This is a genomic window from Variovorax sp. 22077, assembly GCF_052044195.1.
Taxonomy (GTDB): Bacteria; Pseudomonadota; Gammaproteobacteria; order Burkholderiales; family Burkholderiaceae_C; genus Variovorax; species Variovorax atrisoli.
In genome coordinates this window covers 149,903-165,175 of sequence record NZ_JBQEQC010000002.1, presented here as the reverse complement: position 1 = coordinate 165,175, position 15,273 = coordinate 149,903, and the positions used below count along the sequence as shown (strand labels likewise).

Sequence of the window (15,273 nt, the reverse complement as noted above, 5' to 3'; positions counted from 1 at the left end):
TGGTCAATCCAGTGATCTGGCGGCGGCGAGACCGCTGAGCACCGCGCCTTCGAGCGTGGCGGGGTAGGGGCCTTCGACGTAGTCGCCGCAGGCCTGCAGGCCCGGTGCGATGGTCGAGGGCGGCCGCGCGAGGCCGGGCGTGCAGGCGAAGGTGGCGCGTTTCTCGATCACCGTCTGCACCAGCTCCAGATTCGACTGGCCCAGTTGGGCTTCGGCCTGCGCGATGACCTGCGCTTCCAGCACCTCGCGCGACGCCTCGTTCGCGCTCACCACCATCGCGAGCACGCCCTGCAGGCCGCCGAGCTGGCTCCTGTCGAAGGCGAACTGGGCCGGTGCCGTGGCCGGATCGCTGCGAAGCGCGAGCATCGGCTCGGCCAGCGGCTTGGCGCCGCGCACGTAGACTGTCGCGATGGCCTCGAAGCGCAGCGCCTCCGTGGTCTCGCACCAGCGGTCCGCCGGCAGGCCCGAGCTGCGGACAAGGCGCGCCGCGTCCCATGGCGCGCAGGCCAGCACGACCCGATCGAAGGCTTCACCATCGAGCAGCCACTGCCCCGCCTTCGATGCGATGGCACGCACGCGCGTGCCGATATGTACCTCGGCGCCGTGCCGCGTCAGCCAGCGGATCGCGGCATCGGGCAGCAGCGCTCCGAGATCCGCCCGCGGCAGCAACAGGTCGGCGCCGCCGCTTCCGCTGAAGAGTGCGTCGTTCAGCACACGCAGGAAGACCTCGCCGCTCGACTGCGCGACGGGCGTATTGAGCGCGGAAACGCAAAGCGGCTCGATCAGCTCCCGCATCACGCGCGGAGTGAGCCCGGCGCAAAGATCGGCAACCGTCGCGGCACGGCCGCAGCGAAAGCCCGAGAGCCTCCAGCCGATGGCGGTGCGCAGCAGCGACGACTTGTCGCGCCACGTCCAGCCCCGCGCCGTGAAAATGCCCGCCAGCAGATCGAGCGGCGCAGGCAGCCGCGGCAGCTTCAGCCCGCCGCCGTCGGCGAAACGCAGCGAAAGAGGCAGCCGCAGCAGCGCGCCTTCGACGTCGACGCCCACATCGCGCATCAGCTGCAGCGTTGCGGTGTATGCGCCGATCAGGATGTGCTGGCCGTTGTCCAGCGCCAGCCCGTGCATGTCGTCGACCCGCCGCGCTCGCCCGCCCGGCATGTGCGCCGCCTCGAACAGCGTCACGGCATGGCCGAGCCGCGTGGCCTCCACCGCACAGGCGAGGCCGGCCCAGCCGGCGCCGATGACGGCGGTCGTGCTCATTGAAAGTCGCGCGGAAGCAGCACGCGGTCGTAGTAGGGGTCCAGATCGTCGTCCGGCTTAGCACACCTCACGAAGCACCTGTACGTCAACAGCTCGATGCGCTCGCTTCTTGTCAAACCATCCTCGCGCATCGCGAAATCGCGATCGCTCAAGTCGAACTTGCCATCTGCGTTGAAGAGCAGCTTGTCGCCCACGACGTAGTCACGCCTGAATTGCGTTCGCCATTGCGAGTTGGAGCCCCAGCCGTCTGCCAGATCCTCACAGCGGCGAAACTTGCGTCGATGCGCCCAGAAGAGCGTTGATGACGTCGCGATTTCAGGATTCAGCGTACCGGCCAGACAGGAAACGGCGACACCGGCGCGTGAGAACATCATGGAGCCAAGCACCAGTGCGGGCCAATCGATCCGTTCGATATCGATGTAGTCGTTGCGAGGCCGCAGAGGAACAGCTTCGACGATGTCGACGATCTCGTGAAAAAAGGGCGAGTAGGCGGACTCGTCAACTACGCGAAAACCCAGGCCGGTCATGAACGCGAGGTACTCGGGCAAGGTGAGCGTCGGCCCTTCCCAACCTTCGTAGATTCCCCGCTGAAAAGCCATCAGCAAGATCTGGTTGATGCGCGAGAGCGCATAAAGGCGCCAGGAGTCTTCGATGGCAATCGGCTCCGGCGACGTCTGCTGTGCGAACGCGGTCAGCCAGCCGCGCTCGCTTTCCATCCAGGGGCAGAGCAGTTCGTGGAAAAGGTCGGCCTTCGGGTCGAAGTTCAGGATCGCCCTGAAGAGGCCGACATGCGAAAGTTCGGATGCATTCATCGGGCCGGGTGCTAGATACGCCCTAACGCCTGTACCTTCCAAGCCAGCCAGAACTTGCGCACCGGCGTCAGACTCACGCGCTGGTTGAGCACCTGGAAGTTGTCGCGTTCGATCTCGCGCAGCAGGGTGCGGTAGATGCTGGCCATCATCAGGCCGGGCTTCTGCGAGCGGCGGTCGGCCAGCGGGAGGAGGGCGAGCGCTTCGTCGTAGGCGGCGTGGGCGCGCGCGGCCTGGAACTTCATGAGTTCGACGAAGCGCTCGGAGTGCACGCGGTTCAGGATCTCGTGCGCCTTCACGTCGAACTTCTGCAGCTCGTTGACCGGCAGGTAGATGCGACCGCGCATGGCGTCCTCGCCCACGTCGCGCAGGATGTTGGTGAGCTGCAGCGCCAGGCCCAGCTTGTGGGCGTAGGCGGTGGTCTGGGCTTCGGTCTGGCCGAAGATGCGGGCGGCGACCTCGCCGACCACGCCGGCCACGAGGTGGCAGTAGCGCGCGAGGCCCTGGAAGTCGAGGTAGCGCGTCTGATCGAGGTCCATCTGGCAGCCGTCGATCACCTCGTTGAGCTGGCGCGCCTCGATGCCGTAGGCCGCGGCGTGCGGCATCAGCGCCTGCATGACCGGATGGCGCGGCGTGCCCGCGAAGGACTGCGAGACCTCGGTGCGCCACCAGGCGAGCTTGGTGGCGGCCACGCCCGGGTCGCTGACCTCGTCGACCACGTCGTCGACCTCGCGGCAGAAGGCATAGAAGGCCGTGATCGCGGCGCGGCGCGGCTTGGGAAGGAACAGGAAGGCGTAATAGAAACTGCTGCCCGAGGCGGCGGCCTTGTCTTGCACGTATTGCTCGGGGGTCATCGGGGAGGCGCTGCTTTCATGGGGCGTGATTGTCTCCGCATCCGCACGGCCTTCCAGAGCAGCACCGGAGCGTCGAGCTTGCCGATGGTGGGGCGCTGGCTGAAGGTGTCGAAGCCCAGCTCCTGGATCTTGTCGAGGATGCGCAGCCCCCCCTGCACCACGAGGCGCAGCTCCCAGCCGGCGCGACCGGGCAGCCGGTGCACGAGCGGCGCGCCCTCGGTCATGAGCTCGCGCGCCCAGTAACACATCACTGCTATGAGATTGATAGCTTCCTGCGGAGGCTCCGCGCGCGAGAGCGGCGCGAAGACCTTGAAGTTCTCGGGCGAGAGGCCGCGCCGGTCGCAGTCGGTCAGCGGAAAGTAGAAGCGGCCGCGCGGCAGATCGACGCTCGGGTCCTGCCAGAAGTTGATGAGCTGCAGCGCGCTGCAGATGGCGTCGCTCTGCGCCAGGGCCTGTGCGTCATGCACGCCGTACAGGTGCAGCAGGAGGCGCCCGACGGGGTTGGCGGAGCGGCGGCAGTAGTCGAGCAGATCGGCGCGGTCGGCGTAGGTGCTGCGGTCGCGGGTCTTCTCGATGTCCTGCACGAAGGCGCTCAGCAGGTCGGCGAGCAGGCCTTCGGGCAGGCCATGCTGGGCGATGCTGTGGGCCAGCGGGCCGAAGACGTGGGGCCAGCGCGATTCGGGCAGCACTTCGCCGCGGGCTGCGGCTGCGAGTTCTTCCCGGTAGGCGAGCAGGTCGGCCAGGCGCTCGGCGGGCGAGGCGCTGCCTTCGTCGGCGATGTCGTCCGCGGTGCGCGCGAAGTGGTAGATCGCCGCGATGGGCGGGCGCAGGTGCGGCGGACATAGCCACGAGGCTACGGGAAAGTTTTCGTAGTGCGCCGGCGGCGCGGCGTGTTGGGGAGTGGCGGACACGCCACGATTGTCAGCCACGATGCAATGCCCCGGCACTATGCTCGCAGCGTCGCCACTACGAACTCCCGCTTCATGAAAGCATCCGCTCCGGCTTCCGGGCCACAGGTTTCAGCGTACGGCGAGGCGGCGCACCCGGCGGGGCCGGCGCTCATGGTCGCAGCGCTGGGCGTCGTGTTCGGCGACATCGGCACCTCGCCGCTGTACGCCTTCAAGGAGACGATGAACCCCGAGCACGGCGTGCCGTTCACGCCCGATTCGGTGCTGGGCCTGCTCTCGCTGATCTTCTGGGGGCTGATGTTCGTGGTCACGCTGAAGTACGTGGTGTTCGTGCTGCGCGCCGACCACGACGGCGAGGGCGGCATCCTGGCGCTGCAGGCGCTCGCGCGAAGCGCCGTGTCCGGGCCTAAGACGAAGCCCTGGGTGTGGAACGTCATCGGGCTGCTGGGCCTCGTGGGCGCGGCCATGTTCTACGGCGACAGCCTGATCACGCCGGCCATCTCGGTGCTGTCGGCGGTCGAGGGGCTGGAGGTGCAGGCGCCGGTGCTGCAGCGTGCGGTGCTGCCGATCACGGTGGCGATCCTGATCGCGCTCTTCATGGTGCAGAAGAAGGGCACCGGCACGGTGGGCAAGATCTTCGGGCCGGTCATGCTGCTGTGGTTCATCGTGCTGGCGGCGGCCGGCGCGTGGCAGGTGCTGCAGCAGCCGCAGGTGCTCGCCGCGCTCGATCCGCGCCGTGCCCTGGGCTTCCTGGTCGAGCACCGGGCGCAGTCGCTGGCGGTGCTGGGCGCGGTGTTCCTGGCCTTCACGGGCGGCGAGGCGCTGTATGCCGACATGGGGCACTTCGGCGCCCGCCCGATCCGCCTTGCGTGGCTCTTCATCGCGCTGCCGGGCCTGGTGCTCAACTACTTCGGGCAGGGGGCGCTGGTGCTGGCGAACCCGGCGGCCATCGACAACCCGTTCTTCCGGCTCTTTCCCTCGTGGGGCGTGCTGCCGATGGTGGTGCTCGCCGCGATGGCGACGGTGATCGCCTCGCAGGCGGTGATCTCGGGCGCGTTCTCGCTCACGGCGCATGCGATGCGCATGGGCTACCTGCCGCGCATGCGGGTGATCCAGACCTCGGGCACGGCCATCGGGCAGATCTACGTGCCGACGGTCAACTGGCTGCTGATGGTGGGCGTGCTGCTGCTGGTGCTGGGCTTCAGGAGCTCGGGGGCGCTTTCGGCGGCCTACGGTATCGCGGTGTCGATCACCATGGTGACGACCACGCTGCTGGCCGGCATCGTGGCCTGGGGGCTGTGGCGCTGGAACAAGGTGGCGGTGGTGATCGGCGTGGCGGCCTTCGCGGTGGTCGACCTGACCTTCGTGATCGCCAACAGCCTGAAGGTGGCCGAGGGCGGCTGGCTCACGCTGGCCGTGGCGGCCGTGGTGATGGTGCTCTTCACCACCTGGGCGAAGGGGCGCCGGCTGGGCCTGGAAGCGGCCGCCGCCGAGAGCCTGCCGCTGCGGCCCTTCGTCGAGTCGCTGGCGCAGCACATGCCGCACCGGGTGAGCGGAACGGCCGTGTTCCTGAACCCCGACGCGACGGCGGTGCCGCATGCGCTGCTGCACAACCTCAAGCACAACCAGGTGCTGCACGAGCAGGTGATCGTGCTGCGCGTGCTGGCCTGCGATACGCCGCGCGTCGACGCGCGCATCCGCATCGAGGCCGAGCAGCTGATGGAGGGCATCTGGATGGTCACGGCGCGCCACGGCTTCATGGAGCGGCCCGACGTGCCGGAATTCATCCGCATCCTGGCCTACCAGAAGACGCTGGCGATCGATTCGATGAAGACCTCGTACTTCGTCTCGCGCGCCTCGGTGGGCGAGGAGAATCTGCCCGGCATGAACCCGGTCCGGCGTGCGCTCTTCGGCTGGCTGCAGCGCAATGCGGGACGGGCATCGGACTACTTCGAGCTTCCTGACAACCGCCTCGTTGAGATGGGCCAGCGCACCTAGATTTTTTCGGTGGGGGGTGTCCTAGTGACCAACGGGTCATTGACACTGGTTCACGTTTACCCTAGATTACTAACCAGTGGGTCAGTAATGACTCGGTTCGTCCTATCCAGGGTGTCTCATGACCGCCTCCACCGTCTCCCCGTTCCGTGTGCGCAGCGCCGCCTGGCTGCTGCTTCCCGCCGTGCTTCTGGCCGGCTGCTCTCCGAAGCCCGCGGCCGAAGATCCGGTCCGGGCGGTCAAGTTCGTGACCGTGGGGACCAGCGAATTCGATGCCCAGCCCGAGTTCTCGGCCGAGGTGCGAGCCCGCGTCGAATCGCGCCTGGGCTTCCGCGTGGGAGGCAAGATTACGAAGCGCCAGGCCGAGCTCGGCCAGCACGTGCAGGCCGGCCAGGTCCTGGCCCAGCTCGATCCGCAGGACTATCGCCTGGCCGCCGAAGCCGCACGCGCCCAGCAGGCCGCTGCGCTCACCAATCGCGACCTCGCTGCCGCCGACCTCAAGCGCTACACCGAACTGCGGGCCCAGAACTTCATCAGCGGCGCCGAGCTGGAGCGCCGCGAAACCACCTGGAAGGCCGCGCAGGCCCAGCTCGAACAGGCCCAGGCGCAGCTCGCATCGCAGGGCAACCAGGCCAACTACACGACGCTGGTGGCCGACGTGGCCGGCATCGTCACCGCCATCGAGGCCGAGCCGGGCCAGGTGGTGCAGGCCGGTACGCCGGTGGTGCGCATCGCCCAGGACGGCGCGCGCGACGTGGTGTTCGCAGTGCCCGAAGACCGCGCCACGCTGATCAAGACCGGCTCGCCCGTCACGGTGCGCGGCTGGTCCGGAGGCAATGAACTGCAGGGCCAGGTGCGAGAAGTAGCGGCCAGCGCCGACGCGGTCACGCGCACCTACTCGGTCAAGGTCGCGATCGACGCCGCCACCGCGCCGCCGCTCGGGGCCACGGTCTATGCGCGCCCGCAGGCGCTCGCGCACTCCAGCGCTCCCGTGATGAAGCTTCCGACGAGCGCGCTGCGCCAGGAAGGCAAGGGCACGGCCGTGTGGGTGCTCGACAAGTCGACCATGACCGTGCGCTCGCAGTCCGTGCAGGTGGCCACCGCCGACGGCAACGAAGCCGTGATCGCCGGCGGCATCTCGCCCGGCATGATGGTCGTGGCGGCCGGCGTGCACGTGCTGTCGCCGGGGCAGAAGGTCACCATCTACCAGTCCAGGGAGGCGGCCGCGGCCGCCGCCAATGCCGGTGCGAAGGAGTCGGCACAGCCCGTCACGGCTGTCGCTGCGACGAACAAGGAGATCGCATCGGGTGCCGCCAAATGAGCGGCGGCGCAGCGAACCCCACCGACAAGCCTTCCGGCTTCAATCTCTCCAAATGGGCGCTGGACCACGCGCCCCTCACGCGCTACCTGATGGTGGTGCTGATGGTGCTGGGCGCATTCGCGTACTTCCAGCTCGGGCAGGACGAGGACCCTCCCTTCACCTTCCGTGCGATGGTGGTGCGCACCTACTGGCCCGGCGCCACCGCGCAGCAGGTGGCCGAGCAGGTCACCGACAAGCTCGAACGCACGCTGCAGGAGGCCCCATACGCCGACAAGATCCGCAGCTACTCGAAGCCCGGCGAGTCGCAGATCATCTTCAACATCAAGGATTCGTCGAAATCCACCGAGGTGGCCAACGTCTGGTACACGGTGCGCAAGAAGATCGGCGACATGCGAGCCACGCTCCCGGCAGGCGTGCAGGGGCCGTTCTTCAATGACGACTTCGGCGACGTCTATGGCGTGATCTACGCGCTGGAGAGCGAGGGCTTCAGCTACGCCGAGCTCAAGACGATGGCCGACGACGTGCGCCAGCAGCTGCTGCGCGTGAAGGACGTGGCCAAGGTCGACCAGTTCGGCGTGCAGGACGAGAAGATCTACATCGAGATCTCGCAGAAGCGCCTGGCCCAGCTGGGGCTCGACTTCAACGCGGTGCTTTCGCAGCTCGGCTCGCAGAACGCGGTGGAGAGCGCGGGCACGATCCAGTCGCCGGCGGACGTGGTGCAGGTGCGCGTCGCGGGGCAGTTCACCAGCGTCGACCAGCTGCGCGAGATGCCCATCCGCGGCAGCTCTGGCAACCAGCTCAAGCTCGGCGACATCGCCGACATCCATCGCGGCTACATCGATCCGCCTTCGGTCAAGGTGCACCACCAGGGCAAGGAAGTGATCGGCCTGGGCGTGTCGATGGCCAAGGGCGGCGACATCATCGCGCTGGGCAAGGCGCTGAAGGCCACGGCCGTGACCATCGGGCAGCGGCTGCCGGCCGGCGTGAAGCTGGCGCAGGTGCAGGACCAGCCGGTGGCGGTGGCCAGCTCGGTCAACGAGTTCGTGGGCGTGCTGATCGAGGCCGTGGCCATCGTGCTGGGCGTGAGCATCGTCTCGCTCGGCCTGCACAAGGGCGGACGCTTCGGCTGGTACATCGACATGCGCCCGGGGCTGGTGGTGGCGATCACCATTCCGCTGGTGCTGGCCGTGACCTTCCTGGCCATGAACTACTTCGGCATCGGGTTGCACAAGATATCGCTGGGCTCGCTCATCATCGCGCTGGGCCTGCTGGTGGACGACGCGATCATCGCGGTCGAGATGATGGTGCGGAAGATGGAAGAGGGCTACGACAAGGTCCGCGCCGCCACCTTCGCCTACGACGTGACGGCCAAGCCGATGCTCACGGGCACGCTCATCACGGCGGCGGGCTTCCTGCCCATCGGCATCGCCAAGTCGGTGACGGGCGAATACACCTTCGCGATCTTCGCGGTGACGGTGATCGCGCTGGTGCTGTCGTGGATCGTCTCGGTGTACTTCGTGCCCTACCTCGGCACGCTGCTGCTCAAGGTGAAGCCGCACGCGGCTGCGACGGAGTCGCCTGGCCAGTCCACTCCCGACGCGACGCCGCACGAGCTCTTCGACTCGCCGTTCTACAACGCCTTCCGCAAGACGGTGAACTGGTGCGTGCAGCACCGCTGGATGACCATCGGCGCCACGGTGCTGATCTTCGCGCTGGGCATCTTCGGCATGGGCAAGGTGCAGCAGCAGTTCTTCCCGGATTCGAGCCGGCCCGAGATCCTGGTCGACATCTGGTTCCCAGAAGGCACCTCGTTCGCCGCGAACGAGGAGGTGGCCAAGCGCGTCGAGAAGCGCATCATGCAGGAGGCCGGCGTGAGCACCGTCAGCACCTGGATCGGCTCGGGCGTGCCGCGCTTCTACCTGCCGCTGGACCAGGTGTTCCCGCAGACCAACGTGTCGCAGCTCATCGTGCTGCCCACGGACCTGAAGGTGCGCGAGACCCTGCGCATCAGGCTGCCGCAGCTGCTGGCGCAGGAATTCCCCGAGGTGCGCGGCCGCGTCAAGCTGCTGCCCAACGGCCCGCCGGTGCCTTACCCGGTCCAGTTCCGCGTGATCGGCCCCGACCCGGCGCTGCTGCGCGGCCATGCCGACGAGGTGAAGGCCGTGCTGCGCGACAACGCCAACATGCGCGGCGTGAACGACAACTGGAACGAGTCGGTGAAGGTGATCCGCCTCGAGATCGACCAGGCCAAGGCGCGCGCCCTGGGCGTGACGAGCCAGGCCATCGCGCAGGCTTCCAAGACCATGTTCAGCGGCACGACGGTGGGCCAGTACCGCGAGAACGACCTGCTGATCGACATCGTGCTGCGCCAGGCGCCCGACGAGCGCCAGGCCATTTCCGACATCGGCAACGCCTACATCCCGACGGCCTCGGGCCGCTCGATTCCGCTCACGCAGATCGCCAAGCCGGTGTTCACCTGGGAGCCGGGCGTGATGTGGCGCGAGAACCGCGACTACGCCATCACCGTGCAGGGCGACGTGGTCGAGGGCCTGCAGGGCGCCACCGTGACCGCGCAGCTGCTGCCGAAGCTGCGCGAGCTCGAGGCCGGCTGGGTCGCGGCCGGGCAGGGCGCCTACCGCATCGAGGTGGCCGGCGCGGTGGAGGAAAGCAGCAAGGGCTCCGCCTCCATCGTGGCGGGCGTGCCGATCATGCTGTTCCTGGTGTTCACGCTGCTGATGCTGCAGCTGCACAGCTTCAGCCGCTCGCTGCTGGTGTTCATCACCGGTCCGATGGGTATCGCCGGCGTGGCAGGTGCGCTGCTGGTGCTGAACCGGCCCTTCGGCTTCGTCGCGCTGCTGGGCGTGATCGCGCTGATGGGAATGATCCAGCGCAACGCGGTGATCCTGATCGATCAGATCGAGCTCGACCGCGCGGCGGGCGTGCCGGCGTGGGATGCGATCGTCGAATCCGCGGTGCGCCGACTGCGGCCCATCGTGCTGACGGCCGCCGCGGCGGTGCTGGCAATGATCCCGCTGTCGCGCAGCGTGTTCTGGGGGCCGATGGCCGTCGCCATCATGGGCGGACTGATCGTGGCGACGGTGCTGACCCTGCTCGCGCTGCCTGCGATGTACGCCGCTGCATTCCGTGTGAAGCGCGAGCCGGAAACGCGGCCGATTAGCGTCTAAAATCGCCGGCTGACCGATTTCAAGCGGATGGTCTTTGGCCCACGGAAATCCGTGGTGCGAAAAGCCCGTCCGCTTTTGCATTCACCTGAAAAAAGATTGGCATCGCGCGGGTGGCGAAATTGGTAGACGCACCAGGTTTAGGTCCTGACGTTCGCAAGAACGTGCCGGTTCGAGTCCGGCCCCGCGCACCAGCCCTGCACGTAGCCCGTTCTATCGAGCAGACTAAAAGCCCCGTTCCGAAAGGAGCGGGGCTTTTTCCTTCTGCCTCTTCGTTTTCTTCACCAGTCGTTGTCGCTGCTGCCGCTGTCGAAGCTGCCGCCGCTGCTGCTCGAGTCGTCCCAGGAGCTCGTGTCCTTGATGCCGAAGTCGTTGTCGACGAAGCGGTCGGGCTCCTGCGAGGTCGAGGGCGTGGACGACGAGGGCCAGAGGCTTCGGCCCATCTCGGTGTTGCCGCTGTCGGGCACGTGCGTCGTCGTGCCGCTGTCGTTCCTGTCGAACACGCCGTTGTCGCTGCGCCCGTGCATCCAGTGGCGCACGGCTTCTTCCGCCACCACCGCGCCGACGCCCACGGCCGCACCGGTGGCGAGGGCTGAGCCGAGGCCCATGCCGGGGCTTGCCGAAGGCGGGGGCGCAGGCGTCCAGTTGCCGCCGGGACCGTAGCTTCCGTAGCCCGCCGGCATGCCTTGCGCGCCGGGTGCGCCGGGCACGGGACCGTACGACGGCGAAGGCGCGGCCGCGGGCGGCGCCACCCGGCTGCGGAAGGCCAGGTAGCCCACGACCAGCAGGCCGACGAGGGCGATCGGCATCCACGGCACGGAGCCCGTCCTGCCTTCGCTTGTCACAGGTGCGGGAGCGGGAGCGGGAGCGGACTCGCTGACGCGCGAAGGCGTGTTCACGGATCGCGGCGCGGACGAGTCGAGCTTGTTCGTGAGCCGTTCGACGGCTTCCGGCCTGGCGAAATCGAGGCCGGGTGAGAGCTTCTTCGCCTTCGCGAGCTCACCTCTCGCGTCCTGCAGCCTGCCTTCTGCCGCGAGCAGTTCGGCGTGGACGAAATGGGCCTTCGCGCTGTCGGGATGATCCTTCAGCACCTTCGCGATCATGGCGTCGGCATCGGACATGCGCCCGCCGTTGGCCGCTTCGTAGATCTGCTGGATGCTGGGGTCTTTCGGCGCGGCCGCCTCGGTCCCGGCCTGCGCGAGCGAGGGCAGGCCCAGTGCCAGGGCAAGGGTGAAGGCGAGGGCGGCGAACATTCGCTGGAGCATGAGATTTTTCCTGTGCGTTCCTGTGCAGGAGGATGACACGGCCACTCTACGGGCCGAATATTGGACGAACCTGACCGCCGCCGGGCCCCGGCTCCAACCCCGTGAAAACCCGCTTTGCGGCCAGATTAGAATTGCAGGTTGCCCAGTTTTGCAGGCGGCACACGCGTGCCTCCGCTTAAATCCCGCCAGCGCGTGCAAGTCTTTGATCCGTATCGACAAAAGACACAGGCATCGCGCGGCAGCCCCTCACCAGGAAGACATCATGACCGTGACCGTTGAAACCCTCGAGAAGCTCGAACGCAAGATCACGCTGACCCTGCCGGTCGGCACCATCCAGTCCGAAGTCGATTCGCGCCTCAAGAAGCTCGCGCGCACCGTCAAGATGGACGGCTTCCGCCCCGGCAAGGTGCCGATGAACGTCGTGGCCCAGCGCTATGGCTACTCGGTGCACTACGAAGTCATGAACGACAAGGTCGGCGAGGCCTTCTCGCAGGCCGCCAACGAAGCCAAGCTGCGCGTCGCGGGCCAGCCCCGCATCACCGAGAAGGAAGGCGCGCCCGAAGGCGAACTGGCCTTCGACGCCGTCTTCGAAGTGTTCCCCGACGTCAAGATCAACGACCTGTCGGGCGCCGAAGTCGAGAAGCTGTCGGCCGAAGTCGGTGAAGACGCCATCGACAAGACCCTGGACATCCTGCGCAAGCAGCGCCGCACCTTCGCCCAGCGCGCCCAGGACGCCGTGGCCCAGGACGGCGACCGCGTGACCGTCGACTTCGAAGGCAAGATCGACGGCGAGCCCTTCCAGGGCGGCAAGGCCGAAGACTTCCAGTTCGTCGTCGGCGAAGGCCAGATGCTGAAGGAATTCGAGGATGCCGTGCGCGGCATGAAGTCGGGCGACAGCCGCACCTTCCCGCTGTCGTTCCCGGCCGACTACCACGGCAAGGACGTGGCCGGCAAGCAGGCCGACTTCCTCGTCACCGTGAAGAAGATCGAAGCCTCGCACCTGCCCGAAGTCAACGAGCAGCTTGCCAAGTCGCTCGGCATCGCCGAAGCCACCGTCGAAGGCCTGCGCGCCGACATCAAGCGCAACCTCGAGCGCGAGGTGAAGTTCCGCCTGCTGGCGCGCAACAAGAACGCCGTCATGGATGCCCTGGTCGCCAACGCCGAGCTCGACCTGCCCAACGCCAGCGTGCAGGCTGAAGTCAACCGCATGATCGAAGGCGCCCGCGCCGAGCTGAAGCAGCGCGGCATCAAGGACGCCGACAAGGCTCCGATCCCCGACGAAGTGTTCCGCCCGCAAGCCGAGCGCCGCGTGCGCCTGGGCCTGGTGGTCGCCGAGCTGGTGCGTGTCAACAACCTGCAGGCCAAGCCCGAGCAGATCAAGGCCCACATCGACGAGCTCGCGGCCAGCTACGAGAAGCCCGCCGACGTGGTGCGCTGGTACTTCAGCGACAACAACCGCCTGGCGGAAGTCGAAGCCGTGGTCATCGAGAACAACGTGACCGATTTCGTGCTGGGCAAGGCCAAGGTCAACGAAAAGTCGGTCTCGTTCGACGAGCTGATGGCTCAGCAGCAGGGCTGATCTCCGTCTTCGCCCGCTACGCCGATGGGGCTTGTGCTTTGCGGCACGAGCCCCATTTCACTCAAGGCGTACATTCCAGAAACAGCGAACGATCCCTTTTCCCGGAGAGCAAATTCATGAGCGCACAGGATATCCAGGCCCTCGGCATGATCCCGATGGTCATCGAGCAATCGGGCCGCGGCGAGCGGTCGTATGACATCTACTCGCGCCTCCTCAAGGAGCGCATCGTCTTCCTGGTGGGCGAGGTCAACGACCAGACCGCCAACCTCGTGGTGGCCCAGCTGCTGTTCCTCGAGAGCGAGAACCCGGACAAGGACATTTCCTTCTACATCAACTCCCCGGGCGGCAGCGTGAGCGCCGGCATGGCCATCTACGACACCATGCAGTTCATCAAGCCCGACGTTTCGACCATGTGCCTGGGCTTCGCGGCCAGCATGGGCGCCTTCCTGCTGGCTGCCGGCGAGAAGGGCAAGCGCTTCTCGCTGCCCAACTCGAAGATCATGATCCACCAGGTGCTCGGCGGCGCACGCGGCCAGGCCACGGACATCGAGATCCACGCACGGGACATCCTGCGTACAAAGGACCAGATGAACCGTATCCTGGCCGAGCGCACCGGCCAGCCGCTGGAAAAGGTCAAGGCCGACACGGAGCGCGACTATTTCCTCACGGCTGACGAGGCCAAGGAGTACGGCCTGGTGGACCAGGTCGTCACCAAGCGCGGTTAAACGCCGGCGCCGAGGGCGCCAAATGGCAAAAGACGGCGTTTTCCACACGGGGAACGCCGTTTTTGTTTAGTTATCATTGTCCCTACCCTGTAACGAGGCAAATGTCCATGGCCGATAAAAAAGGCTCCTCCAGCGAAAAAACGCTTTATTGCTCGTTCTGCGGCAAGAGCCAGCACGAGGTCAAGAAGCTGATCGCGGGCCCTTCGGTCTTCATCTGCGACGAGTGCATCGACCTTTGCAACGAGATCATCCGCGACGAGCTTCCGGCGGGTGAGGAAGCGCGCGAAGCGCGCAGCGACCTGCCGACGCCGCTGGAGATCAAGGCCAACCTCGACAACTACGTGATCGGCCAGGAGCCGGCGAAGCGCATGCTGTCGGTGGCCGTCTACAACCACTACAAGCGCCTGCGCCACAAGGAAAAGGCCAAGGGCGACGACGTGGAGCTCAGCAAGAGCAACATCCTGCTGATCGGTCCCACCGGCTCGGGCAAGACGCTGCTGGCGCAGACGCTGGCGCGCATGCTCGACGTGCCTTTCGTGATGGCCGACGCCACCACGCTGACCGAAGCCGGCTACGTCGGCGAGGACGTCGAGAACATCATCCAGAAGCTGCTGCAGAGCTGCAACTACGAAGTCGAGCGCGCCCAGCGCGGCATCGTCTACATCGACGAGATCGACAAGATCTCGCGCAAGTCCGACAACCCCTCCATCACGCGCGACGTATCGGGCGAGGGCGTGCAGCAGGCCCTGCTGAAGCTCATCGAAGGCACCATGGCCAGCGTGCCGCCCCAGGGCGGGCGCAAGCACCCGAACCAGGACTTCCTGCAGATCGACACGACTAACATCCTGTTCATCTGCGGCGGCGCGTTCGCGGGCCTGGAGAAGGTCATCGAAAACCGCACCGAGGCCTCGGGCATCGGGTTCGGGGCAGCGGTCAAGAGCAAGCAGCAGCGCAGCCTCACGGAAGTGTTCCGCGAGGTCGAGCCCGAGGACCTGATCAAGTTCGGCCTGATTCCCGAACTGGTGGGCCGCATGCCCGTGGTCGCCTCGCTCGCCGAGCTCTCCGAGGACGCGCTGGTGCAGATCCTCACCGAGCCCAAGAACGCGGTGGTCAAGCAGTTCACCAAGCTGCTGCAGATGGAAGGCGTGGACCTCGAGATTCGTCCGGCGGCGCTCAAGGCGATCGCCCGCAAGGCGCTGGCCCGCAAGACCGGTGCACGCGGTCTGCGTTCGATCCTTGAACAGTCGCTGATCGACACCATGTTCGAGTTGCCGAACGCGACCAATGTCGACAAGGTGGTGGTCGAGGAATCGACCATCGACGAAAACAAGCCCCCGCTGCTCGTGTACCGCGAAGCGGCGAAAAAGGCTTAAAG

Annotated in this window: 11 protein-coding genes and 1 tRNA gene; 7 read left to right on the top strand and 5 right to left on the bottom strand. The window is 66.8% G+C overall.

Annotated features, from left to right (window positions below; translation table 11 throughout):
* Window positions 1-3: 3 nt before the first annotated feature.
* From hpnE to hpnC, 4 genes are read right to left on the bottom strand one after another with little or no spacing between them, the layout of a single operon-like run.
* Window positions 4-1,260, bottom strand: a complete 1,257-nt coding sequence (gene hpnE / locus ACTJLF_RS03240) for a hydroxysqualene dehydroxylase HpnE (RefSeq protein ID WP_132798069.1) — start codon at window positions 1,258-1,260, stop codon at window positions 4-6.
* A complete protein-coding gene (locus ACTJLF_RS03235) occupies window positions 1,257-2,072 on the bottom strand; it encodes a hypothetical protein (RefSeq protein ID WP_440882473.1) in 816 nt (271 codons plus the stop codon). The genes hpnE and ACTJLF_RS03235 overlap by 4 nt, the downstream gene beginning before the upstream one ends.
* Window positions 2,073-2,083: 11 nt before the next feature.
* Window positions 2,084-2,923, bottom strand: coding sequence for a presqualene diphosphate synthase HpnD (hpnD, locus tag ACTJLF_RS03230; RefSeq protein ID WP_145758615.1), 840 nt, complete (start codon window positions 2,921-2,923; stop codon window positions 2,084-2,086).
* Complete coding sequence (hpnC, locus tag ACTJLF_RS03225) at window positions 2,920-3,834, bottom strand: squalene synthase HpnC (protein ID WP_440882472.1); 915 nt, start codon at window positions 3,832-3,834, stop codon at window positions 2,920-2,922. Before hpnC ends, hpnD begins: the two co-directional genes overlap by 4 nt.
* Before the next feature lie 150 nt (window positions 3,835-3,984).
* Between hpnC and ACTJLF_RS03220 the strand changes: the two genes are divergently transcribed.
* From ACTJLF_RS03220 to ACTJLF_RS03205, 4 genes are all read left to right on the top strand, one after another.
* Window positions 3,985-5,829, top strand: a complete 1,845-nt coding sequence (locus ACTJLF_RS03220) for a potassium transporter Kup (protein WP_126182355.1) — start codon at window positions 3,985-3,987, stop codon at window positions 5,827-5,829.
* A gap of 118 nt (window positions 5,830-5,947) precedes the next feature.
* A complete protein-coding gene (locus ACTJLF_RS03215) occupies window positions 5,948-7,147 on the top strand; it encodes an efflux RND transporter periplasmic adaptor subunit (RefSeq protein WP_440882471.1) in 1,200 nt (399 codons plus the stop codon).
* The gene (locus ACTJLF_RS03210; protein ID WP_019652326.1) at window positions 7,144-10,332 is read left to right on the top strand and encodes an efflux RND transporter permease subunit; all 3,189 of its coding nucleotides are present in this window, start codon (window positions 7,144-7,146) and stop codon (window positions 10,330-10,332) included. Before ACTJLF_RS03215 ends, ACTJLF_RS03210 begins: the two co-directional genes overlap by 4 nt.
* Before the next feature lie 104 nt (window positions 10,333-10,436).
* Window positions 10,437-10,523, top strand: a tRNA-Leu gene (locus tag ACTJLF_RS03205).
* A gap of 87 nt (window positions 10,524-10,610) precedes the next feature.
* Here ACTJLF_RS03205 and ACTJLF_RS03200 read toward each other — a convergent pair.
* Window positions 10,611-11,594, bottom strand: a complete 984-nt coding sequence (locus ACTJLF_RS03200; RefSeq protein WP_440882470.1) for a tetratricopeptide repeat protein — start codon at window positions 11,592-11,594, stop codon at window positions 10,611-10,613.
* Between the two features lie 262 nt (window positions 11,595-11,856).
* Here ACTJLF_RS03200 and tig point away from each other — a divergent pair, with 262 nt between their 5' ends.
* From tig to clpX, 3 genes are all read left to right on the top strand, one after another.
* The gene (tig, locus tag ACTJLF_RS03195) at window positions 11,857-13,173 is read left to right on the top strand and encodes a trigger factor (RefSeq protein WP_440882469.1); all 1,317 of its coding nucleotides are present in this window, start codon (window positions 11,857-11,859) and stop codon (window positions 13,171-13,173) included.
* Between the two features lie 116 nt (window positions 13,174-13,289).
* Window positions 13,290-13,898: an ATP-dependent Clp endopeptidase proteolytic subunit ClpP gene (gene clpP, locus ACTJLF_RS03190; protein WP_019652328.1), complete on the top strand. Its 609-nt coding sequence runs from the start codon at window positions 13,290-13,292 to the stop codon at window positions 13,896-13,898.
* A gap of 107 nt (window positions 13,899-14,005) precedes the next feature.
* Window positions 14,006-15,271 (top strand): ATP-dependent Clp protease ATP-binding subunit ClpX, encoded by a 1,266-nt coding sequence (clpX, locus tag ACTJLF_RS03185; RefSeq protein ID WP_026346146.1) that lies wholly within the window; start codon window positions 14,006-14,008, stop codon window positions 15,269-15,271.
* Window positions 15,272-15,273: the final 2 nt, after the last annotated feature.